Below are 22,792 nucleotides of genomic sequence, written 5' to 3'. Positions count from 1 at the left end.
CACCCACCACACCCGCCACCAGCACCCTGAACGCACCCGCCACCCCCCACCCCCCTCCCGTAGCCCGCCCCTACACCCGCACCACCACGACACCAGCCACCCGGCACGACACCCACACCCAGGCACGGCGAAGCCGCCGCCTGAACCGCACCCCCAGGACGCCGCGCAGCGCGGCGTCAGCCCTCGCGGGCGAAGGAGACCTCGACGCGGCGGTTCTTCTTCCGGCCCTCCTCCGAGGAGTTGTCCGCGATGGGGTAGTCCTCGCTGTAGCCGCGCACCTGGAAGGTGATGCCCGGGTCCAACTCCCCGGCCAGTTCCTTCTGGACGGCGTTGGCCCGCTGCTTGGAGAGAACTTCACCGTGGGCGTACGAGCCGAGGTTGTCGGTGAAGCCGAAGACGTTCACCTCGGTCGCGCCCTGGCCTTCGATCTCCGTCGCGATGTCCTCGATGCGAGCGCGCGCCTCGTTGTTGAGCTTCGCGCTGTTCTTGGGGAACAGCACCTCCGCCTGGAGGGTGAAGGTGGTCTTGGTGTTGCTGTCGGCTCGGCGCTGCTCGCCGGTCATGGTCTCGGTGACGAACTTGATGTCCAGCACCTTCGGCGGGGCGAGGCGCGCCCCGTCGGCGAGCTCCAGGCCGACGGCCTGCGGATCCACCTCCACCGGCGGTTCGGCGTCGCCGATGTTGTCCGGCGGCTCGCTGTACGAGGGGGCGGGTCCGCCGTCCTCCCCCGGCAGGGCGGGGTCGTCGGTCGGGATCGTGGTCGGGTTGGCGGCGCCTGGCAGCGAGGGCGGGGCCGGCGGATCGGTGGGGTCCGCGTGCGCGCCGGTGGCACCGACGCCTGCCAGGACCAGGACCGACACGGAGGTACAGGCGGCCGACCGCAGGACACGTGCGCGGGGGCGAGGGGTCATGGCCGGGCTCACCCTTCCGAGAGGGAGACGGTGGCGGGCGGCATGTCGGCGATCTGGAAGTCCACCTCGTCGTTCCCCTCCGGCGGCGCGGGGAACTGCGCGTACCAGTCGGCGGTCTTTCCGGCCTCCACACCGAGGGTGAACTTCGTGCAGAGGCAGCGTCCTTCGGTGTCGCGGAGGATGTAGTACCGCTTGCGGCCTTCCTTGTCCACGAGCTTGGCGCCGGCCATGGACGCCTGGTTGTCGGCGAGTTCGGCTTCGTCGCCCTGCCAGCCGGGGGCGACCCATACGTCGCTCCCCGCATTCGTGACGGTGCCTCGGAGTGTCACGAAGCCGCCCTCTTCCCGGACGGCGGAGGTGACGCGCAGGGTGATGTCGCCGCCTTTGACCTCCGCGACGACCTGGTTCTGGTCCTGTCCGCCGGAGGCCTCGCCGTCGTTCCCCCCGCCCTGCGACCCGGCCTGGCTGCTGGACTGCTCGGGCTGAGGGCCCTCGCTGTCCCCACTGCATCCGGCGATCGCCAGTGCGGTGCCCAGGGTGAGGGCCACGACGGTCGAAGCCCTGCGGGCTCGGGCTGGCCGCATGCTCATGGCTCGGTCTCGTCCTTCACTCGTTGCTCGGTGGTCAGTCGACGAGGACCACGTCGAACAGGTCGGCTGGGTCCAGGTCGATGTCGTCGTCATCGGGGTCGATCTCGATCTCTTCGCCGTCGCAGGTCAGTTCCACGTCGTCGCTGTCTGCGTCGAAGGCGCACTGCGGCCGGACGACCGCCGTCGCGTCGGCGGTGGCGGTCTTGTTGCCGGTTCCGGGGATGATGGTCTTGCCGGTGTCGAAGTTCGTCTCGACGGTCACGGCGTAACCGGGGTCGCCTCGGCGGAGGACCGGGTCGCAGGACGTCACCGAGGAGTCGTTACGCCCGGCGAAGTCCGACGCCGCGCCGCAGCCTTCGGGGTCGAGCGACTCGGTGAGGTCCAGCCAGTCCTGCCACTCGTCGTCGTCCCCGAGGGAATCGAGGAACCCGTCGAAGAAGCGGTCACGGTCGTCCTGTGCCGCAGCGAGGGCCGCCGCGTCAGCCGCCGACTGGCCGCCGTTGCGCACGGCGCCCGCCTTGGCCACGGCGAAGAACGCCAGGGCGAGGAAGAGCAGTCCGGCGATGACCCCGGCGTACAGGATCAGGGTCTGTCCGCCGTCACCGTGGAGAGCACGACTCAGAGGATGCCGCTCACCGCACCGCGGATACCGGCTGCGATCTGAGTGCCCAGGTTCAGCTGGGTGATCAGCAGGATGATGCCGGCGACCAGGATGACGATGCCCGCGTACTCGATGGACGTGACGCCCCGGTCCGCGGCGCGGCCCCTCAGGTGTGGGGTGGTCTTCCGGACCCACTCGCGGATGGCCCTCATGGCGGTCTCCTCCGGTGTCGGCCGGCCTCGTGCGGCCGGTCCCGCTCAGCGAGGTGAGGATGCCCCGTAAGGTCAACGTCCTCACCTCCGGCTGTGGTTCGTCGTTTCGGTGGTCTGTCGTATTGTCGCGCACCGTCGATGTGCCATCGCTGAGGGTGTCACGATCGGTGGCATCTGCACCAGAGTCGGCGGGTATCGGGATGGACTCGGCGTGACCGCCGCCGCCCACAACGCCGCCCACGCTCCTCGTCATTCGCCCAGGAACGAACCGAAGTCCGTCCCGCTGCCCAGGACGAAGGTGGCGACGATGAGGATGAGCGTGCCGGGCAGCAGGAACGCGATGGTGGCGATGGTCGCCTTGGGAACCGTCTTGGCGGCCTTGCGGCGGGCGTTCTGCGCATCCGTACGGCGCATGTCGGTGGCGATCTGCATCAGCGTGTCGGCGATGGGGGCGCCCAGTTCCTCGCCCTGCTGCAGTGCGGTGACGAACTGGTCGACCTGTTCGGAGGAGTTGCGGCGGCGCAGCTGACCGAACGCCTCGCGGCGGCTCACCCCCATGTCCATCTGCCGCAGGGTGATGTGGAGTTCGTCCGCCCACGGCCCCTTGTAGCGTTCGGCGACCCGCTCCAGGGCCTGACGGAAGCTGAGTCCGGCCGAGACGACGACGGCGAGCACGTCGAGGAAGTCGGGCAGCGTGCGCTCGATCTCGCGCCTGCGGTGGCGGATGGCCTCGCGCAGGGCGAGGTCCGCGGCGAACCAGCCGAAGGCCAGGGCGATCAGGGCGAAGACGGGGCTGCCGGCGACGAGGCCGATGCACGCCATGACGGCACCGAAGAGCCCGTAGACGGCGCGGCGGGCGGCGTAGCGGTCGAGGGTGAGGCCGCCGGGGTTGCCGGCCTGGTCGATGCGTCGGCGCTTGGCGTCCCGCAGTTTGGGTCCCATCAGCCGCAGCACGAGCGGGGCGAGGCGGACGCCGAGGGTGTCGACGGCCTGCTGGCGCGGTTTGGCGCGGGTGGCACCGACCTCCAGTGCAAGCGCGAGGTCGGACGGCAGCCTGGTCTCGCCGCGGTAGAGGCGTATGCCGGTGAGGACGCCGAGTACGGCCAGTCCTGCGGCGAGGGCGAGGAGCAGCGGGAGCAGGGAGGTCACGGTGCGCACTCCTCAGACTTCGATCCGGCCGAGGCGGCGGATGACGGTGAATCCGACGGCGAACAGCCCGACGGCGACGATCATCGCGATCTGTCCGGCGGGCGTGCCGGTGACCTGGTCGAGGGCGCCCGGGGACATGGAGTTCATCATCAGCATCGCGCCGACGCCGAGCACGGGGATGGTGTACGCCGTGGCGTTGACCTCGGCGAGCATGGTGCGGACCTCGCGCCGGGTCTCCTTGCGTTCCTCCAGCGTCTCGGTGAGGTTGCGCAGCGAGCTGACGATGGTGCCGCCGGCGCGGTGGGAGAGCACCAGGGTGGTGACGAGGACGACGAGTTCGCGCGACGGGAGGCGTTCGGCGAGTTCGCCGAGGGAGTCCTCGACGGAGCGTCCGACGGCGAGTTCGCCCGCGACGAGGGTGAGTTCGTCGCCTGCGGGGGCGTCCATCTCCTCGGCGGCCATGCCGAGGGCGGTGCGCAGCGCGAGGCCGGCGGAGGTGGCGTTGGCGAGGATGCGGGAGAGTTCGGGGAGTTGGCCGATGAAGGCTTCGATGCGCTTCTGCCGCTGCCAGTCGAGGAAGGCGTTGGCGGCGAGGACCCCGAGGATGCCGGCGAGGGGGCCGAAGAAGGGGGCGAGCAGCGTGGCGGCGAGAATCCACAGTCCGGCGACGCCGGTGACGGCGTAGACGGCGAACTCGCCGGGGGTGAGGTCGAGTCCGGTGGCGGCGAGCCGCAGGTGGATGCGGCGGCCGAGGCGGGTGCGGCGCAGCCGACGGTCGACGGCGGTGAACGGCCGTCCCCGCCCGTCCGGTGGGAGGGGGCCCTCGGCGGGTGCGGCGAGGCGTTCGACGAGCGCCTGCCGTCGGGCGCGGCCCGACGCGAACGCCTGGACCCCGGCGACGGCGAGGACGCAGGCCAGGAGCGCGGCGGCGAGGGTGATCAGCGCGAGTGTGGTCATGGGGGTGGGTCCTCAGCCTGTTGCGCCGCCGGCTTCGCGGGTGGTGAGCCGGCTGTCGGGGGCGGCGACGCCGAACGCGGGCGGGACGGATTCGCCGGTCATGGTGAGCCGGTCGGCCGCACGGCGGGTCACGGGCAGGTGCTCGAAGGTGCCGAAGATCCGGCCGTCCGGGGTCATCGGGCGGGCGCGGAAGCGGCACACGGACGCGATCTGGAAGGTCTCCCGGCCGTGCGAGGCGAGCAGCGAGATCTCCACGATCTTCCGCGAGCCGTCGGGGAAACGCGCGAGCTGCACCAGCACGTCCACGGCGGAGTTGATCTGGTCCTGGAGGGCGGGGAAGGGGATCTCGACCTCCGACATGGAGGCGAGGGTCTGGAGGCGCATCAGCGCGTCCTCCGCGCTGTTGGCGTGCACGGTGGCGAGCGAGCCGTCGTGGCCGGTGGACATGGCCTGGAGCATGTCGAGGGTCTCGCCGCCGCGCACCTCGCCGACGATGATGCGGTCCGGCCGCATGCGGAGGCTGTTGCGCACCAGGTCGCGTACGGTCACCCGGCCCTTGCCCTCGACGTTCGGCGGGCGGGTCTCCAGGCGGATGACGTGCTGCTGCTGGAGCTGGAGTTCGGCGGCGTCCTCGACGGTGATGATGCGTTCGGTCTCCGGGATGAGGCCGGACAGGGCGTTGAGCAGGGTCGTCTTCCCGGAGCCGGTGCCGCCGGAGACGATCACGTTGAAGCGGGCCCGGATGAAGGCGGAGAGGAGCAGGACCATGGCGTCGTCCAGGGTGCCGAGCCGGACGAGTTCGTCGAGCCGGTAGGCGCGGGGGAAGCGGCGGATGGTGAGGGTGGCGCCCGTCAGGGACAGCGGCGGGATGACGACGTTGACGCGTTCGCCGGTCGGGAGGCGGGCGTCGACCATGGGGTTGGACTCGTCCACGCGCCGGTTCACGGTGGAGACGATGCGCTCGATGGTCTGCATGAGCTGCTCGTGCGAGGCGAACCGCACCGGCACCTGCGCGACGCGGCCGGCGCGTTCCACGAAGACCTGGTCCGGGCCGTTGACCATGATCTCGGTGACGGAGGCGTCCTCCAGGAGGGGTTCGAGGACGCCGAGGCCGAGCGCCTCGTCCACGACACGGCGGATGAGCAGGTCACGGTCGTCGGTCGCCAGGACGGGGCCTTCGCGGCTGATCAGGTGCCCGAGGACGCGTTCGAGGCGCGAGCGGCGTTCGGCGGGGGTGAGCGCCGACATCTCGGCGAGGTCGATCTCCTCGAGGAGCTTGGTGCGGTAGGCGGGGACGAGCCGGGCGGTGGCTTCGGCGCCTTCGGCGCCGCGCGCGCCGGTCGCGCCGGTCGCGCCGGTGCCGTTCGCGGGCTGCGACGCCGTGCCGGGCGGGTGTCCGTCGGGGCCGGACAGGCGGGAACGCAGGCTCACTCGGTGCTCCCCTCGTCGCTGGGCATCGTGACGGAGCGGGCGGCGGAGCCGAAGTCGTCGACGCCGGGGATGACCGACGGGATGGTGACGGTCGTGGTGACGGTGACGGCGTCGCCGCCGTGGGCGCAGTCGAACGTGGAGCGGCGGGCGGTCCAGCCGCTCATGGCGGCCTTGCCCGTGCCCGCGCACCGGTCCGCGATCTCGGCCTGTGACGCCGTACGGGCTCCCGCGCGGGCGCCCGTGCCGGCCTGCTGCACGGCGTAGCCGGCGATGCCGAGCTGGAGCGCCGCGAGGGCGACGAGGAGGAGCAGCGGCAGCATCCCGGCGAACTCGATGCTGGACGCTCCCCGTTGGGGATCGCGCCGAGGTGCCGTGCGCCGGGCGGTCGCCGGGCGCGAGGCGGGGCGTGCCCTCTCCCCCGGGGCTCCCCCGGTGGCGGGGACGTCTCCGGTCTCCGAGGGCCGGGCCGCACCGCGGAGCCCTGCCGGGCACGGGAAGCGGCGGGGTCGCCGAGATGTCGCCGGCCGGGGCCGGGTGCGGCCCGGCATCAGTCCGCCTCAGCGGCGGCGCCGGCGGAGCCGTCGACGGTGAAGGGCAGATTCGCGGCGCCGGGGAACAGGGCGGGGGTCGGGAGGGTCACGTCGGCCGTCCAGAGGTCGCCGGAGCGGGAACAGGACACCGTGGCGCCGGAGTTCCACGCCGACGGCAGGTGTTCGCGGGCCGCCGCCGCGCAGGCCGCGGCCGGGTCGCCGTATGCCGCGGCGGCCGTCGCCGCACGGGCGCCCTCGTCTGCGGCGTTGCCCGCGAGGGTGAAGGTGTGGCCGATCAGGACCGCCTGCCACAGCAGGGCCAGCACCAGCAGCACGAGGGGCGCCATCCCGGCGAACTCGACGGTCAGCGCCCCCCGGTCGCGTTCCGCGGACTCCCGGAGCGCCGCAAGGCGCACGGCTCGGCGCAGCCGGCCGAGGACGCGGCGGCCCGGCGAGGGCCCGTCCCAGGGCGACGGCCCGCCGGGGGCGGGCGACGGGGTCCGGCGGTGACGTTCACCGCCGGACGGGGACGGCGCTCGGGAGACCGCACGGCCTCGGGCGCACCCGGTCCCGGTGCCTGTCCGTCCGGCGCCTGCCCGTCCGGCGCCTGCCCGTCCGGTGCCTGCCCGTCCGGTGCCTGCCCGTCCGGCGCCTGCCCGTCCGGCGCCTGCGACGGCTCCGGGCGGCGTGGCGACGACCGTCCCGGCGGCGGTGCCGGGCCCGGGTGCCGCGACCCCGGCGACCGGGCTGATCGCGGTGACCCCCGAGACTCCGGGGACTCCGGGGACCCCCGCGACCCGGCCGACCGCCCGGACGAACCAGCCCGGCAGGGCGACCGCGCCCCGGTCGGAGCCGAAGCGGCCCGGGGCGGCGGGGGCGCCGGGCGGAAGGGCGGCGGGGGGCGGTGTGCCCCCGGAGACGGCGGGCGGTGCCGGCGTGCCGCGGGAGTGCCGGGGGGCGCGCCCGCCCTTGCCCTCGCCTCCTCTGCCACCGCCGTTGCCGCCCTGGGACGGCGCGGCGGCGCCCACTTCGGCGGCCAGCGTCCACAGCGCCTGCTTGACCGAGCTGCGGTCGTCGACGTCCTGGATGCGGCCCGCGTCCAGCGCGGTGTGCAGCTCCTTGAAGCCGGCGGGCACGGTGGCCCTTGCCACCGGCGTGCCGACGATGCGGGCGATGAGGGAGGGCTGGATCTCGGTGTGTTTGGAGGCGCGGTTGACGACGGTCAGGGTGTCCTCGGCCTTGCGGGCCCGGAGGCGGTCCCACAGCCGCATCATGCGCTTGGCGGCGCGTACGGCGATGACGTCGGGGGTGGTGACGAGCAGCGCGCGGTCGGCGAGTTCGACGGCGGCGGCGTTGGCGGCGTGCATCTGGGTGCCACAGTCGACGACCACGATCTCGTAGCGGGCGCGCAGCGCCGCGACGACCTGGCGGGCGGCGTGGTCGTCGACCTCTTCGCCGCGCTCGCCCTCGGCGGGGGCGAGGAGCAGGGCGAGGCCGGTGTCGTGGGTGTAGACGGCGTCGGCGAGGACGCGCGGGGTCAGGTCCGCGATGCCGGCGAGGTCGACCACGGAACGGCGGAACTGCACGTCGAGGAAGGAGGCGACGTCGCCGGACTGGAGGTTCATGTCGACCAGCACGGTGTCCCGGCCGGAGGCGCGGGCGGCGAGGGCGAGGTGCACGGCGGTGAGCGTGCAGCCGACGCCGCCCTTGGCGCCGGTGACGGAGACGACGGTGCCGCCGACGCCGCGGGCCGGGGCGGGGCCCGTGGCGTGGCCGAGGTGGCGGCGCACGCCGCCGGCCCAGGTGGCGGCGGCTTCCACGCGGGCGGCGAGTTCGTCGTGGGCGAGGGGGAGACCGACGACGCCGCGCGCGCCGGCGTCCATGGCGGCGGAGTAGAGACCGGGCGTGGTGTCGCGGGTGACGAGGACGACGCCGACGGAGGGGAAGCGGAGCGCGACGTCGCGGATGAGTTCCAGTGCGGGTCGCGGGCCGACGAGTTCGTGGACGAGGACCACTTCGGGCAGGTCGGCGGGGGACCCGGCGGCGACCTGGTCGAGGGTCTCCAGCAGGCGGGTGCCGTCGGCGGCGGGCGGCATCGGTTCGGCGCCGGGGAGCTGCGCGGCGAGGGTGGTCAGCGCGCGGGCGGCGTCGGGGTCGCCGACGGCGGGGAGGATGCGGGTCGTCACGGGCGGCTCACCTGTCCCCGGCGAGGCTGTAGACGCGTTCGTCCTCGGGGACCGGCTCGCTGCCGGGGGCGACCAGCGCGAGGCGTACGTGCTCGGCGAACGACTCGGCGTACGCGATGCGCTGGGCGTCCCGGGTGTTCAGCGCGAAGGTGATGGGCACGCCCTCGCGCTCTTCGGCGCGGCTGCGGGAGTCGTCGTCCTCGAAGGGGGCGAGTTCGCCGACGTCGATGACCCGGGCCTGGGTGACGATCAGGCGGGACTGGTCGGCGGCGGCCTCCTCGCCGTCGCGGTCGCCGTCGAAGGTGGCGTAGACGTTGACCTCGTCACCGGGGTTGATCTTCCCGGCGACGCCGGTGGCCGCGTCGATCATGATGGCGATCTCCTGCTGGCCGGCTTCGAGGGCGGGTCGTTCGGCCATCATGTCGGTCTGGAGCAGCGAGCCCTGCCGAAGCGGGTTGACGGCGATCCTTCCGCGCAGGTCACCCAGGTCGGTGACGGCCGTCTCGGGCAGCCAGCGCTCCGGCATGGAGATGCGGCGCACGTCGTCCTCGCCGATGGTCTCGTAGGCGGCGACGTCGGCCTTGAGTTCGTATGCGGTGACCTCGGGGCCGACCTTGGACTGCACCTGCCGGATCACCGCCAGGACGCCCGCGAAGGCGCCGAGTGCGCACAGGGCGGATATGGCGATGAGGAGGACGCCGCGGCGCTGACGGGAGTTCATGAACGGGGGATCCCTTGGTGGACGGCTGGTCGGAGGTCGGCGGCGGTGGCCGCCTGCGGGCCGGGGGCGTACGGGTCCCCGGGGCCGGCCGGCGGGGGTCCGGCCGGCGCCGGGGCGCCCGGGCCCAGGGGGCCGGGGCCGTGGCCGGTCACGGAGGCCGGTGCGGTGAGTTCGGTCTGTGCTCCAGGAGCCGCGACCCCTGGAGCGGGGGCCTGGCCGGCCGGTCCGTCCGGCTCCGGGCGGGCGAGTCCGGCGGCGCAGAACGCGCAGCGGTCGCCGAGGAGTTCGAGGCCGCACCAGCGGCAGGTGTCCCGGCGGACGGAGCTGACGAGCTGGTGCAGCACCGGCAGGTCGGCGATCGCGGCGGCGAACTCGGTGACCTTGCCGGTGCCCCACCATGCGGCGGAGTCGGCGGGCAGCCGTTCCTCCTGCACGTCGGTGACGCGCCACTGTGCGGCGAGGGTGCTGCGCGGCCAGTCGGAGTCGAGGCTGCCGGGGGCGACGGTGAGGCGGGTGGCGAACTGCGGCCCGGCCAGGGGACGTGCGTCCTTCGCGCCGAGCCGTACGAGCTGCGGCCCGGGAGCGGTGGTGACGGCGAACTGGGCGCCGGGCAGCCAGGACTTGGCGTGTGCGGTGAGCGACACCGGGACCTGGTCGAGCCGGGCGACGGACCCGAGCAGGGCGCCCGCGTGCACGTAGTGGGTGAGCAGCCGGGCGGCGCTGCCGAGCACGCCGGGGCTGAACTCGCACAGCGAGAGCTGCCGCAACTGCCGTACCAGGACGCCGATGCCGAGGGGCGGCAGTCTGCTGGGGAGCAGCGCGATGCGGTCGCTCTCCAGCAGGGCGCGCAGCGCGTGCAGCCGGTGCAGGTATGCGGTGGGCAGCGTGTGCGGGTGGACGACGACCAGATAGCCGTACTGGTCGACGAGCGACTGGGTCTGGGCCAGGGCGACTTCGAGCGGCTGGTCCTCGGGCGGCCGGAAGACGTGCGCGCCGGGGGTGTGCCGGTCGGGCGGGGAGAGCACGTGGTCGGGGCTGGTGACGGCCAGTGCGGTGGTCACATCCACTCCCCCCGTCCTCGGCGGTCGGCCACGGACTCGTCGTCGCTCGGTGCGACCGTCCGCACACCCTACTGACGACATAACACCTTATCGGCGCGGTCGGCCGCCAGTGAACCGTCCACCGAACCCGGTCGGACCGACCCGCCGAACCCGTCGCCGGGCCCGTCGCACGTGCACGTACCCGCGTACGGCCCCGGAGGAGACCTCCCCCGCCGGGCCGCTGCTCACGCATCGACCGCTGCGCGAAGCCTTGACAGGATCATTGGTCTGAACCATTCTGCGGCGCAGCGACGACGGTGGCCACCGTCCCTTCGAGCGTTTCCTCCCCACCCTCTCCCCCGTCCCCCATGCCGTGGAGGCAGTCGTGGAACGCACCACCCGAACGAGCCGCAGACACCGCGGACGTCGTCCGTCGCGCGGACTGACCGCCGGGGCGGCGGCGTTGGCCGCCGCCGGCGCCCTCATCGCCACCGCGCTGACCGGACCCGCCGCCGGCGCCGCGCCCGCCGAGGACGACGGCTCCCGGGCAGCGGCCCAACTCCTGGACAACGCGGGGTTCGAGGCGGGCCTGGAGGGCTGGACCTGCTCCGGCGACAGCGGTGCGGCCGCCGCCTCCCCCGCGCGCAGCGGCGCCCGCGCGCTGACGGCGACCCCCGCCGGGCAGGACAACGCCCGGTGCAGCCAGGTCGTCGCCGTCGAGCCCGACGCGGACTACACGCTGAGCGGCTGGGTGCAGGGGTCGTACGTCTACCTGGGCGCGACCGGCACCGGCACCACCGACGTGGCCACCTGGACCGGCTCCACCCCGTCCTGGAAGCAGCTCTCCACGACCTTCCGCACCGGCCCGGACACCACCTCGGTGACGGTCTACCTGCACGGCTGGTACGGCCAGGGCGCCTACCACGCCGACGACCTGGCGCTCAGCGGACCGGGCGAGCCCGGTGACCCGGGCGACCCGGGCGACCCGGAGGTGCCGGCGGTGCCGAGCGGCCTGACCGTGGGCGCCGTGACCGCCGGCTCCGTCGACCTGTCCTGGTCCGAGGTGCCGGACGCCACGGCCTACCACGTGTACCGGGACGGGACGAAGGTCGCGTCCGTCGAGGGCGCCTCCGCCACCGTCGCCGGGCTCTCCCCGTCGACCTCGTACGCCTTCCGCGTCAGCGCCGTCAACGGCGTCGGGGAGTCCGCGAAGTCGGCCGCGGTGACGGCCCGTACGTCCGCCGACGGCGGGGACGGCGGCACCACCGTGCCCGAGCACGCCCTCACCGGCTACGTGCAGAACTTCGACAACGGCGCGCAGACGCAGCGACTGACCGAGGTGCAGGACGCGTACGACATCATCGCCGTCGCCTTCGCCTCCTCCACCAGCACACCGGGCGAGCTGACCTTCGCGCTCGACCCCGCGCTGGCCCCGTCCGACGACGCGTTCAAGGCGGACATCGCCGCGAAGCAGGCCGAGGGCAAGGCGGTGATCCTGTCCGTGGGCGGCGAACTGGGCAACGTGACGGTCAACGACGACGCGTCCGCCCGCGCCTTCGCCGACAGCGCCTGGGCGCTGATGCAGGAGTACGGCTTCGACGGCATCGACATCGACCTGGAACACGGGATCAACTCGACCTACCTGACGCAGGCGATCCGCGACCTGGCGGCGAACGCCGGGCCGGACTTCGTGCTCACCATGGCACCGCAGACGCTGGACATGCAGTCCACGTCCACCGAGTACTTCACGCTGGCGCTGAACGTGAAGGACATCCTCACCGTCGTCAACATGCAGTACTACAACAGTGGTTCGATGCTGGGCTGCGACGGCCAGGTGTACAGCCAGGGCTCGGTGGACTTCCTCACCGCGCTCGCCTGCATCCAGCTCCGCGGCGGGCTGGACGCCTCACAGGTCGGCCTCGGCACGCCCGCCTCGCCGCGCGGCGCCGGATCGGGCCACGTCGACCCGTCCGTGGTCAACGACGCGCTGGACTGTCTGGCGCGGGGCACGCACTGCGGCTCCTTCCAGCCCTCGCAGACCTACCCGTCGCTCCGCGGCGCGATGACCTGGTCCACCAACTGGGACGCGCTGAACGGCGACCAGTGGTCGAACGCGGTCGGCCCGCACGTCCACGGACTGCCGTAGCCGGCGTACGCCCGCGTCACCCCCGCCTCTCCCCGGGCCGACTCCGCCCGGGGAGAGGCATGTTCCCGGCCCGGACTGGACAGGTTCATGCTCGACTTCCACCCGCGAGGAGAGGATCCCCTCATGCGCCGCTCTCTGCCCGTGGCGATCGCCGCCGCGATCCTGCCGCTGCTGGCTCCCACCGCCGCCTCCGCCGCCGCGGCACCGGGCACGGCTGAGGCGCCGAGCATCACCGGGGCACGCGCGGACCGCACCCCGTGGTCCGTCGCGCACGACGGCGCCCAGGCGTCGGGAGAGCGCTGGCGGGAACCGAACGGGATCTTCTCCGATCTGGTCGTCGAGGGAGAGCTGACGGGTGCGGGGACCGGCTGCCACTCCGTGTGGACGCGGTTCGTCTACGACCTCGCGCCGGCCTTCCCCGCGAAGCAGGCCGAGGTGTGCGGTGCGGAGTCCGCCGCGGTGTCCCTCCGGGCGTTCATGATGCCGACCACCACGGCCTACATCACCGTCTGCCGCGGCACCGAGGACACCGCCGACTGCGCCTCCTGGAGCCGCCTGTGACCGCCTGACGCCGCCCACCCGGCGGCCCGCACCGGGCCGCCGGGCGCCGCGACGCGCGACGCCGGCGGGCGGCCCGACGTGTCCGCAGCCCGTAACGGGACGGCTTCGGCCCGGACACCGGCGCCTCCGCCGGGGCCGGCCGGCTCTACTGTTCCGTGCATGTCATGGATGAAGCGCCGGCGCACCGCCGCCCTGGGCGCGGCGGTTCTCTTCGCCTGGATGTTCTGGAATCTCCTCTCCGGGCCGACCTACGAGTTCGAGGGGAGCGCGTCCCCCACGGGCAACCCGGCGTTCTCGGTCCGGTGCGAGCCCATGATCTGGCGCGCCACCTGGGTGGAGGACTGGCACGCCTCCGGCATCGACGGCCACCACCACACGTACACCGTGACGGAGGGGCTGGAGCCGCGCAGCCAGGAGTTCCGCACGGAATGGGAGCGCAGGCACCGCGAACCCTTCGATCTCGCAGCCGCCCAGACCCTCCCGGACGACACGATCCGGGGCGAGCTGAGCGCGCTGTGCGCCGACGCCCGGACGGGTCAGGCGGGACTCATGGCCCTGGTCGCCGTCCCCGCTGCGCTGCTGGCGGTCCGGGGCTTCGCACCGCGCCGGAGGTGGGTGCTGACGGACCTCCCGCCGGACGGCCCACCCACCACCCGCGGCTCCGCGACGACTCCGGACGCCCCCGGCGGCGGGACGGCGCAGAGCACGTGACCGCCGCGCCGCGCCGCCCGGGACGCGCCGTCAGAGCAGGGACCGGATCTTCTCCACGAGCAGCACGAAGAACAGCAGCCCGCCGACCACCAGCATCACGTTGCTGAGCAGGCCGTTGCGCCAGGCGTGCGGCGTGCGGTCCGTGTTGAGCAGCCACAGCAACGTCCCCGCGAGGAACGGCAGGAAGAACGCGCCCAGCACGCCGTACGCGATGACCAGCCCGAAGGGCTGTTCCAGCCACAGCAGCGCCATCGGCGGAACGGTCAGCCACAGCATGTACGCGCGGAACGGCGTCGACTTCTCGCGCTCGCCGCGCGAGACCTGCTTCGCGCTGTCCTCCGGCCGCTCGCCGTTCGGGGCGCGGGCCGCCCGGACGCGCTCGACGAAGTCGGCGAAGAGCAGGCTGACGCCGTGCCAGACGCCGACCAGGGAGGAGAACGAGGCGGAGAAGAAGCCGACCAGGAACAGCACGGCGGTGGTCGAGCCGAAGCGCTCCTCCAGGACGTCGCCGAGGTCGACCAGGCCCTCGCTGCCGTCGGTGAGCGCGATGTTCGCGGCGTGCAGCAGCTCGGCGCCGACGATGAGCATCGCGACGACGAAGATGCCGGTGGTGACGTAGGCGACCCGGTTGTCCAGGCGCATCATCTTCATCCAGCCGGAGTCGGTCCAGCCCTTGGCGTTCACCCAGTAGCCGTAGGCGGCCATGGTGATGGTGCCGCCGACTCCGCCGATGAGGCCGAGGGTGTAGAAGACCGAGCCGTCCGGCAGGGTCGGCACCAGGCCGGAGAAGAGGGCGGGGACGTCCGGGGAGACGCGGATCGCGAGGTAGACGACGACCACGAACATCACGCCGACGAAGAGCATCATGATCTTCTCGACGACGGCGTACCGGTTGAACCAGACGACGGCGAGTCCGGCCAGGCCGGAGAGGATCGCCCAGAACTTCAGCCCGGGTCCGTCCGGGAAGAGGGCGTGCAGCGGCAGGCCGCTGGTCGTCATGGCGGTGGCGCCGTACACGAAGCCCCAGACGACGACGTAGACCGCGAAGTAGACGGTGGTCCAGGCGCCGAGGGAGCGCCAGCCGTCGAAGAGGGTGCGGCCGGTGGCGAGGTGCCAGCGGCCGACCGCCTCGGCCAGTGCGATCTTGACGATGCATCCGATGACCGCGGCCCACAGCAGCGTGTAGCCGAACTTGCTGCCGGCCAGCAGGGTGGACACGAGGTCGCCGGCGCCGACACCGGTCGCGGCGACGACCATGCCGGGCCCGATGTAGCGCCAGCTCGACTTGCGCACGGCGGCGCCGCCGGCTCCGTCGCTCTTCGTGCCCGGACTGTTCTCGGTGGTCATCACGTGCCTCCGTGCTCGTCCCCAGGGGTGTGGGCGCATGAAACAGGCCATCGACGACCCAGCACAAGGGGTCCGCGCGGACTGTCCGTGAACAGTCCGTGCGGGCCCCTTGTCCGTGGCTCCGGGCCTATGGCCTGGGAAGCTCGCAGCCCGGCAGACCGAGGTCGATCTTGTTGCCGGTGGTGACGCACTCGGTGATCTTGTACGTCTGCTGGCCGTAGTTGATCCCCTGGCGGACGGTGACCTCACCGTTCTCGTCCACCTCGCAGGGGTTGTTCATCGTGCACTCGCCACCGTTGGTGTTGCCGGTGTTGTTGACGCCGACGACCTCGCCGGTGGCGTCGTTCACGATCGGGGAACCGGAGGTGCCGCCGATGGTCTCGCACTCCGGGGTGTAGCGGATGGAGTCCTTCATGACCCACCCGGCCTCGTGCAGCTCGTGCACGAACGCGTCGATGTCGCAGCTGTAGGTGCGCTTCCAGTAGCCGGAGACGACCGTGATGGCGGTACCGGCGGTCGGGTGGCCGGCCGCGATGTCCAGCGGCTGTATGCCGTGCTGGGACTCGATCTCCTGGTAGGTGGAGTCGAGCTCGTACAGCGACACGTCGGTGTCGGTCATGGTCGCGTAGCTGAGCCGGGTGGCGTTCAGCGTGGCGACGTCGTTCGCGCTCGCGTCCAGCAGGGTGAAGCTGCGGCTGGACGGCTGGTCGACGACGACCTCGCCGGGGCTCGGCATGCCGGACTGGAGGCAGTGCCCGTTGGAGAGCACCAGCGCCGGGTCGGTGGGCTGCGACTGCGGGACCCGCACGAGGGAGCCCGAGCAGTTGCTCAGCGCCACGGTGCCGGCGAAGTCGGGTGCGGCCTGGGGGGCCTTCTCGGCCTGGGCGGGCGCGGCGGACGTGGGGGCCGCCTTGCCGAAGGGAGCGGCGTCCGGCGCGGACGCGGCGGCGGGGGTCGTGGCGAGACCCGTGAACGCGGTCGCCCCGAGCAGGGCGGCGGTCAGGGCGCCGACGAGAGGTCTTTTCATGTGGGGGATTCCTCTCCGTACCGAAGATGTGTTCGGCGGTGCCTGCCGCATTCTTCGGGTTGAGCATGTCCACCACAAGGGGGCGTGGCCGAAACCCACCAGTCGGCTGGAGTTCCCCGCGGCCTGCCTCAACTCCTCGGCACCTCGGTGCCCTCGGCACCTCGGTGCCCTCAGCCGAGCACGGCCAGCGCGTCGATCTCCACCAGCAGTCCCGGCGGCAGCCCGACGTAGACCGTCGTACGGGCCGCCGGCGGGCCGGTCAGGTCCTGCTCCGCGAAGTACGCGTCGTAGAGCGCGTTGAACTCGGGGAAGTGCGCGGTGTCGGTCAGGTAGACGCGGATCATGACGGCGTCGTCCCAGCTCGCCCCGCCCTCCCGGAGGATCGACGCGACGTTGGCGAAGGTCTGGAGGGTCTGTTCGCGCAGCGTCGGCCCCGCGGGGGTGGGCGGTTCGCCGGGAACGGACGGGAGGAAGCCGACCTGCCCGGCGACCTGGAGGATGTTCCCCTTCCGCACGCCGTGCGAGAACCGGGCGGGCGGGGTGGTGTGGGTCGGCGGCGTGAGCGCGGTCTTCTCGGTGGGCCGTGTCGTCATCGGGTGGTCTCCTCCTGAGGGGCGGTGCCGGGTCCCGGCTCGTCGGCGGGGCGCCCGGCGTACTCGGCGCTGATCGCCCGGGCGGTGCGGCGTACCAGCGGAAGCAGGGTGAGCAGTTCGTCCGCGGAGACCACCACGTTCGGCGCCGACACCGACATCGCGGCGACCACCCGCCCGTCCGCGCCCCGGACCGGCGCGGCCACGCAGTTGATGGACTCCTCGTGCCCGCCCAGGTCGGTGGCCCAGCCCTGCTCGCGGACGAGCGCCAGCTCGGCCAGGAACGCCTCCGCGTCCGGGGTCGAACGGGCCGTGTAGGCGGGGTAGTCGAGCCGTTCGGCGACGGCGCGCCGCCGCGCCTCCGGCAGGTCGGCGAGCAGCAGCTTGGCGACGGCGGCGACCGTGAGGGCCACCGGCTTGCCGATGCGGGAGTACATCCGCACCGGGTACCGGCTGTCCACCTTGTCGACGTAGACCACCTCGTCCTCCTCGTACACGGCGAGGTGAACGGTGTGACCGGTGCGCTCGTTGAGGGCGGAGAGGTGGGGGTGGGCGACGCCACGCACGTCCACGTTCTCGATCGCCTGCTGGGCCAGGGCGAACAGCCGGGCGCCGAGCCGGTAGCGCTGGTCCGGCGTGCGGTAGACGATGCCGTGCTCGTGCAGCGTGCGCAGCAGGCGCAGCGCCGTGGACTTGTGCACCCCGAGCCGCTGCGCGACCTGCTCCAGTCCGGCCGGCCCTTCGGCCAGCAGCGGGAGGATGCTCAGCGCTCTGTCGACGGTCTGGCTCATGGGACGGCGGTCTCCTGTGCGGTCCAGCCCGGTGCGAGGCGCAGCCGCGCCCAGGCGTCGTCGGGCAGGGCGGCGAGCCGGTCCGCGTGCTCCCGCGCGGGCGGCTCCGCCAGGTCGCCGGGCACGGTGAGCGCGGCGGCCGCCAGCAGGTGGCCGTGCCGCAGCCGGTCGCGTACGGGCAGTCCGCGCAGCGTCGCCGACAGGTAGCCGGCGGCGAACGCGTCCCCGGCCCCGACGTGCGCGACCACGTCGACGTGGGGCGCCGGGACGTGCACGGCCCCGCCGCGCCCGAACGCCGTCGCGCCGAGGGCGCCCTGCTTGACCACGAGGGCGGCCGGTTCGGGCAGCGCCGCGCGGACGGCGGCCGGGCCGCCGGTGACGCCCCAGGCGGCCTCCGCCTCGTCCTCACCGGCGAACACCAGGTCGCAGCCCCGGGCGAGGTCCAGCAGGACCCGGGCGTCGGCGGCCGAACGCCACAGGCCGACGCGGTAGTTGACGTCGAAGGCGACCGTCGGGCGGCCCGGCCGGGGCGCGGTGAGCGTACGCAGCAGGTCGAGGCAGCCGCCGGACAGCGCGGCCGTGATGCCGGTGAGGTGCAGGACGCGGCCCGCGTCGGCGGCGGCCAGGCCGACCGTCCGCGGGGACATCGCCGAGGCCGCGGAACCCGCGCGGTAGTAGGCGACCTCTCCGGCCGCCCGCTCCCCGGACACGGTCGCCCGTTCGCCGCGCGTACGGAAGTAGACGCCGGTCGGCCGGTCCGGGTCGCGGACGACGTGCGCCGTGTCGACCCCGGCGGCGGCGACCGCCGCCACCAGGTGGTCGCCGAACCCGTCCGCGCCGACCCGGCTGACCCAGCGGGTGGGGTGCCCCGCACGGGCGAGCGTGCAGGCCACGTTGGACTCGGCGCCGCCGATGGACCGTTCGAAGGCCGGCACCTCGGCGAGCGGGCCCGGCGTCGTGGGCAGGAACGTGACCATCGACTCGCCCAGGCAGACGGCGTCCGCGCGCACGGTTCTGGCCACGATAGTGAGCGCTCCTTCTCCCCGCCCGGCCGCGTCGTCCGGCGGTGTTGCCCGGCGGTGTGGGTCGGCGGCGGCGCGGGAATCCGTTGACCGGTTCTTGCGCGGGATGCTAGACACCTGTAGCGAAGGACGCAATGACCGTTGCAGCGGATGCAACGCGTGCACACGAGCCGTCGACGGAGCCGGAGCCGCACCATGTCCACCGCAGCCGACCGTACGGCCGCCGCACGCCTCAACCGGCTCGCCGGCGAGGTCGTCGACCACCGCTTCAAGGGCCTGCCGCCGGACGCCGACGGACGCACCGTCGGGGAGCTCTCCGCCGAACGCCGCAACCTCTTCACCGACGGCTTCACCACGCCGGTCCTCGCCCTGTCCGCCGAGGACGTCGAGCACAACGTGCGGCAGCTCGAACTCTTCTCCGCCCGCCACGGACTGGCCTTCGCCCCGCACGGCAAGACCTCCATGGCGCCACAGCTCTTCGACCGGCAGCTCGCCCACGGCGCGTGGGGCATCACCGTCGCCGTCCCGCACCAGGCACGGGTCTGCCGCGCGTACGGCGTGCAACGCGTCTTCCTCGCCAACGAACTGGTCGACGCGGCCGCCCTGCGCTGGGTCGCCGCCGAGATGACCGCCGACCCCGGCTTCCAGCTCGTCGCCTACGTCGACTCGGTGCGCGGCGCCGAACTGATGGACGCCGCCCTGCGCGACGCCGGCGCGACGCGCCCCCTGGACGTGGTGATCGAGCTGGCCGCGGGCGACGAGGCCCGGACCGGCGTGCGCACCGAGGAAGGCTGCGCGGAGGTCGCCCGTGCCGTCGGCGGCGCGACCACGCTGCGGCTGACCGGCGTCGCCGGCTACGAGGGCGAGGTGCCCGACGCCGACGCCGACCGCGTGCGGGACTGGCTGCGCCGCCTCGTCACGCTCGCCGCCGACCTGGACCAGGCGGGCGCCTTCCGCGCGGACGTCGAGGAGATCGTCGTCAGCGCGGGCGGCAGCGCCTGGTTCGACGCGGTGGCGGACGTCTTCGCCGACGTCCCGAAGCTGTCCCGGCCCGTGCTGAAGCTGCTGCGCTCCGGCGCCTACGTCTCGCACGACGACCGGCACTACCAGGAGCTGACGCCGTTCAACCGGGTGCCGGAGGAGGGCGAACTGCGGGCGGCGTTCACGCTCTGGGCGCAGGTCGTCTCCCGGCCCGACGAACGGCAGGCGTTCCTCAACGCGGGCAAGCGCGACGCCGCCCACGACCTGCACCTGCCCGTCGCGCGCGTCGTGCGCTCCACGCGGGACGGGTCGATGCGGCCGGCCGAGGGCATCGAGGTCACCAAGCTCTCCGACCAGCACACCTGGCTGGAGACCACGGACGAGGCGGGCGACCTGGAGGTCGGCGACTGGGTGGGCCTCGGCATGTCCCACCCCTGCACCATCTTCGACAAGTGGCAGCTCATCCCCCTCGTCGCCGTCGACGGCGCCGTCACCTCGTACGTCCGCACCTTCTTCTGACCGCCCTTCCCACCGCCCGGCCCCTGCCCCGAAGGGCACCCATGGACACGGTCATCCGCCACGCGCAGGTCGTCGACGGCACCGGCGCCCCGCCGTACCGCGCCGACGTCGCCCTCGCCGCGGGCCGCATCGTGGAGATCCGGCGCGACCCGGAGGCGCCCCGCCTCACCGGCCGCCGCGTCCTCGACGCCGACGGCCTCACCCTCACCCCCGGCTTCATCGACATGCACGCCCACAGCGACCTGGCCCTCCTCCGCGACCCGGACCACTCCGCGAAAGTCGCGCAGGGCGTCACCCTGGAGGTCATCGGGCAGGACGGCCTGTCCTACGCACCGGTCGACGACCGCACCCTCCCCCAGGTGCGCCGCGCCATCGCCGGCTGGAACGGCGACACCACCACCGACGGCGAACCGGCCGCCGCCACCCTCGACTTCACCTTGCGCACCGTCGCCGACTACCTCGCCCGCCTCGACGCCGGCCCCACCGGAGACGGCCTCCCCGTCAACGCCGCCTACCTCGTCCCGCACGGGACCGTCCGCATGCTCGCCGTCGGCTGGGACGACCGCCCCGCCACCCCCGCCGAACTGGACCGCATGCGCGCACTCGTCGCCGACGGCCTGCGCGAGGGCGCCGTCGGCATGTCCTCCGGCCTCACCTACACCCCCGGCATGTACGCCCCGGACACCGAACTCACCGAACTGTGCCGGGTGGTGGCCGCGCACGGCGGCTACCACTGCCCGCACCACCGCTCGTACGGCACGGGCGCCCTCGACGCCTACGCGGAGATGATCGCCGTCGCCCGCGCGTCGGGCTGCGCCCTGCATCTCGCCCACGCCACCCTGAACTTCGGCGTCAACGCCGGCCGCGCGGCGGACCTGCTCGCCCTCCTGGACACAGCCCTGGCCGACGGCGTCGACCTCACCCTCGACACCTACCCCTACACCCCAGGCTGCACGACCCTCGCCGCGCTGCTGCCCAGCGCGGCCCACGAGGGCGGGCCCGACGCCCTGCTCGCCCGCCTCCGCTCCGACACCGAAGCCGCCCGCATCCGGCACACCCTGGAGACCACGGGCTCCGACGGCTGCCACGGCGTGCCCGTCGACTGGGACACGATCGAGGTCTCCGGCGTCGCCCACCCCGACGACCCCGCCGTCGCCGCCCACGTCGGCCGTACGGTCGCCGCCGTCGCCCGCGACCGCGGCGAGGAACCGTTCGCCGTCGCCCGCCGCCTCCTCCTCGCCGACCGCCTCGGCACCACGATCCTCCAGCACGTCGGCCACGAGGAGAACGTCCGCGCGATCATGCGGCACCGCGCGCACACGGGCGGCAGCGACGGCATCCTGCACGGCGCGAAGCCGCACCCCCGCGCGTACGGCACGTTCCCCCGCTACCTCGGCCGCTACGTCCGCGACACCGGCACGCTGACCCTGCCCGAGTGCGTCGCCCACCTCACCGGACGCCCCGCCGCCCGGCTACGCCTCCCCGACCGGGGCCTGGTCCGCGAGGGCTACCGCGCCGACCTCGTCCTCCTCGACGCCGACACCGTCGCCGACGGCGCCACCTTCGCCGCGCCCCGCACCCCTCCGACGGGCATCCACCACGTCCTCCTCGACGGCCGCCTCACCCTCCACCACGGCCACCGCACCGACGCCCTCCCCGGCCGCGTCCTCCGCCGCGCCTGAGCCCACCGGACGCACCGAAGGGGAGGCCGTCATCGTCGGCCTCCCCTTCCACACCACCGCTCAGTGGCCGGACTTCAGCCCCTCCACGAAGACCGCCCACGAGACGGACGGCACGAGCACCACAGGCCCGTGCGGGTCCTTGCTGTCACGAACGGGGACCACGCCGGGGAGCCCGTCGGCCACCTCCACGCAGTTGCCACCCTCCTGGTTGCTGTAGCTGCTGCTGCGCCACGCGACGCCGGTCAGATCGAGTCGGGACGTTCGCTCCACGGTAAGTGCCCTCCATCGCGGCTCGGATCATGTCGAGTGACAGAACCGGGGGCAGGGCCGCTGCCCGCAGCCGATCGTAGATGAGCGCATGCTCCTGGACCTCTGCCGGTTCCTCCACGAGCCGGCCGTAGTTGGAGCCCTCCAGGTAGGCGGTCTCCTCTCTGTCGGGCATGGTCAGAAGCGTCATGGAGCCGCCGAGCGAGTCGTGCTGACCCTGCCGGAAGGGAAGCACCTGGACCGTGGTGCGCCTGTCGCGAGCGGCCTCCCGCAGACGCCGGAGCTGGCGCCGCATGACGTCCGTGCCGCCGACGGGACGCCGCAGCACCGCCTCGTCCAGCACGACCCACAGCTCGGGACGGTCCCGCTCCGCCAGGCGTTCCTGCCGCTGCAACCGGGCCTCGACGCGTTCCGCCAGGTGTTCTTCGCTCTGCAACGTGCGGCCGACGCTCAGCACGGCGTGCGCGTACTCCTCGGTCTGCAACAGGCCGGGGACCACGTGTGCGGCGTACTCTCGGATGCTCGCCGCCCGCGCCGAGAGTTCCATGAACTTGCGCGACCAGTCGGGGAACGCCTCGCGGTAGACGTAGGGCCAGAGGTCGATCAGCAGCCCGTCCGCGCCCAGCACTTCGTCCAGCGCCCGGGCGAGTTCCTGCGTGGGCCTGGCTCCCGAGGACCGTTCCACCTGCGTGATCCGGGTGCCGACGACATGCGTGCGCGCGCCCAGCTGTTCCTGCGTGAGCCCCGCGGCGGTGCGCAGCCTACGGACCCGGCTGCCGAACAGCGCGGCCATCGATGACGTGGGGTCGATTTCCTTGGC

23 protein-coding genes are annotated in these 22,792 nt (G+C 73.4%); 5 read left to right on the top strand and 18 right to left on the bottom strand.

Annotated features, from left to right (window positions below; genetic code table 11):
• Nucleotides 1–176: 176 nt before the first annotated feature.
• From RM572_RS19820 to RM572_RS19765, 11 genes are all read right to left on the bottom strand, one after another.
• Nucleotides 177–911, bottom strand: coding sequence for an OmpA family protein (locus tag RM572_RS19820; protein ID WP_311674689.1), 735 nt, complete (start codon nucleotides 909–911; stop codon nucleotides 177–179).
• An 8-nt stretch (nucleotides 912–919) separates the two neighbouring features.
• Nucleotides 920–1,501 carry a hypothetical protein gene (locus RM572_RS19815; protein ID WP_311674688.1) on the bottom strand — a complete coding sequence of 194 codons (582 nt, stop codon included), beginning with the start codon at nucleotides 1,499–1,501 and terminating at the stop codon, nucleotides 920–922.
• Between the two features lie 34 nt (nucleotides 1,502–1,535).
• Entirely contained in the window at nucleotides 1,536–2,027 is a 492-nt protein-coding gene (locus RM572_RS19810) for a hypothetical protein (RefSeq protein WP_311674687.1), read from the bottom strand.
• Between the two features lie 92 nt (nucleotides 2,028–2,119).
• Nucleotides 2,120–2,314 (bottom strand): hypothetical protein, encoded by a 195-nt coding sequence (locus tag RM572_RS19805; RefSeq protein ID WP_037790439.1) that lies wholly within the window; start codon nucleotides 2,312–2,314, stop codon nucleotides 2,120–2,122.
• A gap of 249 nt (nucleotides 2,315–2,563) precedes the next feature.
• Entirely contained in the window at nucleotides 2,564–3,454 is an 891-nt protein-coding gene (locus RM572_RS19800) for a DUF5936 domain-containing protein (RefSeq protein WP_311674710.1), read from the bottom strand.
• Between the two features lie 21 nt (nucleotides 3,455–3,475).
• A complete protein-coding gene (locus RM572_RS19795; RefSeq protein WP_136182619.1) occupies nucleotides 3,476–4,420 on the bottom strand; it encodes a type II secretion system F family protein in 945 nt (314 codons plus the stop codon).
• Between the two features lie 12 nt (nucleotides 4,421–4,432).
• Nucleotides 4,433–5,851: a CpaF family protein gene (locus RM572_RS19790; protein ID WP_311674686.1), complete on the bottom strand. Its 1,419-nt coding sequence runs from the start codon at nucleotides 5,849–5,851 to the stop codon at nucleotides 4,433–4,435.
• Complete coding sequence (locus RM572_RS19785) at nucleotides 5,848–6,171, bottom strand: TadE/TadG family type IV pilus assembly protein (RefSeq protein ID WP_394813648.1); 324 nt, start codon at nucleotides 6,169–6,171, stop codon at nucleotides 5,848–5,850. The genes RM572_RS19790 and RM572_RS19785 overlap by 4 nt, the downstream gene beginning before the upstream one ends.
• A 227-nt stretch (nucleotides 6,172–6,398) precedes the next feature.
• On the bottom strand, nucleotides 6,399–8,567 hold the full coding sequence (locus RM572_RS29865) for an AAA family ATPase (RefSeq protein WP_449657224.1): 2,169 nt from the start codon (nucleotides 8,565–8,567) through the stop codon (nucleotides 6,399–6,401).
• 7 nt (nucleotides 8,568–8,574) lie between these two features.
• Entirely contained in the window at nucleotides 8,575–9,288 is a 714-nt protein-coding gene (gene cpaB / locus RM572_RS19770; RefSeq protein WP_311674685.1) for a Flp pilus assembly protein CpaB, read from the bottom strand.
• A complete protein-coding gene (locus RM572_RS19765) occupies nucleotides 9,285–10,349 on the bottom strand; it encodes a hypothetical protein (RefSeq protein WP_311674684.1) in 1,065 nt (354 codons plus the stop codon). Before RM572_RS19765 ends, cpaB begins: the two co-directional genes overlap by 4 nt.
• Before the next feature lie 364 nt (nucleotides 10,350–10,713).
• Between RM572_RS19765 and RM572_RS19760 the strand changes: the two genes are divergently transcribed.
• The 3 genes from RM572_RS19760 to RM572_RS19750 all read left to right on the top strand — a co-directional run bounded on the left by RM572_RS19760 (nucleotide 10,714) and on the right by RM572_RS19750 (nucleotide 13,746).
• Nucleotides 10,714–12,474: a chitinase gene (locus RM572_RS19760; protein ID WP_311674683.1), complete on the top strand. Its 1,761-nt coding sequence runs from the start codon at nucleotides 10,714–10,716 to the stop codon at nucleotides 12,472–12,474.
• A gap of 123 nt (nucleotides 12,475–12,597) precedes the next feature.
• Nucleotides 12,598–13,035, top strand: a complete 438-nt coding sequence (locus RM572_RS19755) for a hypothetical protein (RefSeq protein WP_311674682.1) — start codon at nucleotides 12,598–12,600, stop codon at nucleotides 13,033–13,035.
• A 159-nt stretch (nucleotides 13,036–13,194) separates the two neighbouring features.
• Nucleotides 13,195–13,746 carry a hypothetical protein gene (locus RM572_RS19750; RefSeq protein ID WP_311674681.1) on the top strand — a complete coding sequence of 184 codons (552 nt, stop codon included), beginning with the start codon at nucleotides 13,195–13,197 and terminating at the stop codon, nucleotides 13,744–13,746.
• 30 nt (nucleotides 13,747–13,776) lie between these two features.
• Here the strand turns inward: RM572_RS19750 and RM572_RS19745 are convergent, their stop codons facing one another.
• From RM572_RS19745 to RM572_RS19725, 5 genes are all read right to left on the bottom strand, one after another.
• Nucleotides 13,777–15,093: an Nramp family divalent metal transporter gene (locus RM572_RS19745; protein ID WP_311674679.1), complete on the bottom strand. Its 1,317-nt coding sequence runs from the start codon at nucleotides 15,091–15,093 to the stop codon at nucleotides 13,777–13,779.
• A 127-nt stretch (nucleotides 15,094–15,220) separates the two neighbouring features.
• Complete coding sequence (locus RM572_RS19740) at nucleotides 15,221–16,120, bottom strand: S1 family peptidase (RefSeq protein WP_311674678.1); 900 nt, start codon at nucleotides 16,118–16,120, stop codon at nucleotides 15,221–15,223.
• A gap of 170 nt (nucleotides 16,121–16,290) precedes the next feature.
• Nucleotides 16,291–16,713 carry a RidA family protein gene (locus RM572_RS19735; protein ID WP_311674677.1) on the bottom strand — a complete coding sequence of 141 codons (423 nt, stop codon included), beginning with the start codon at nucleotides 16,711–16,713 and terminating at the stop codon, nucleotides 16,291–16,293.
• Nucleotides 16,710–17,501 (bottom strand): IclR family transcriptional regulator, encoded by a 792-nt coding sequence (locus RM572_RS19730; RefSeq protein WP_311674676.1) that lies wholly within the window; start codon nucleotides 17,499–17,501, stop codon nucleotides 16,710–16,712. Before RM572_RS19730 ends, RM572_RS19735 begins: the two co-directional genes overlap by 4 nt.
• Complete coding sequence (locus RM572_RS19725; RefSeq protein ID WP_394813653.1) at nucleotides 17,498–18,478, bottom strand: sugar kinase; 981 nt, start codon at nucleotides 18,476–18,478, stop codon at nucleotides 17,498–17,500. The genes RM572_RS19730 and RM572_RS19725 overlap by 4 nt, the downstream gene beginning before the upstream one ends.
• A gap of 240 nt (nucleotides 18,479–18,718) precedes the next feature.
• Between RM572_RS19725 and RM572_RS19720 the strand changes: the two genes are divergently transcribed.
• Both RM572_RS19720 and RM572_RS19715 read left to right on the top strand, forming a co-directional pair.
• Nucleotides 18,719–20,023 carry an alanine racemase gene (locus tag RM572_RS19720; RefSeq protein ID WP_311674674.1) on the top strand — a complete coding sequence of 435 codons (1,305 nt, stop codon included), beginning with the start codon at nucleotides 18,719–18,721 and terminating at the stop codon, nucleotides 20,021–20,023.
• Between the two features lie 41 nt (nucleotides 20,024–20,064).
• Nucleotides 20,065–21,705, top strand: coding sequence for an N-acyl-D-amino-acid deacylase family protein (locus RM572_RS19715; protein ID WP_311674673.1), 1,641 nt, complete (start codon nucleotides 20,065–20,067; stop codon nucleotides 21,703–21,705).
• Between the two features lie 60 nt (nucleotides 21,706–21,765).
• On the opposite strand, the gene RM572_RS19710 is transcribed toward RM572_RS19715, so the two are convergent.
• Nucleotides 21,766–21,888: a DUF397 domain-containing protein gene (locus RM572_RS19710; RefSeq protein WP_311674706.1), complete on the bottom strand. Its 123-nt coding sequence runs from the start codon at nucleotides 21,886–21,888 to the stop codon at nucleotides 21,766–21,768.
• The gene (locus RM572_RS19705; RefSeq protein ID WP_311674705.1) at nucleotides 21,851–22,765 is read right to left on the bottom strand and encodes a helix-turn-helix domain-containing protein; all 915 of its coding nucleotides are present in this window, start codon (nucleotides 22,763–22,765) and stop codon (nucleotides 21,851–21,853) included. The genes RM572_RS19710 and RM572_RS19705 overlap by 38 nt, the downstream gene beginning before the upstream one ends.
• Between the last annotated feature and the right edge of the window lie 27 nt (nucleotides 22,766–22,792).

Origin of the sequence: Streptomyces hazeniae, assembly GCF_031845485.1 — a bacterium.
Lineage (GTDB): Bacteria > Actinomycetota > Actinomycetes > Streptomycetales > Streptomycetaceae > Streptomyces > Streptomyces hazeniae.
Note: the sequence above shows the minus strand (reverse complement) of the source record. Positions and strands in the feature narration are given on the sequence as shown.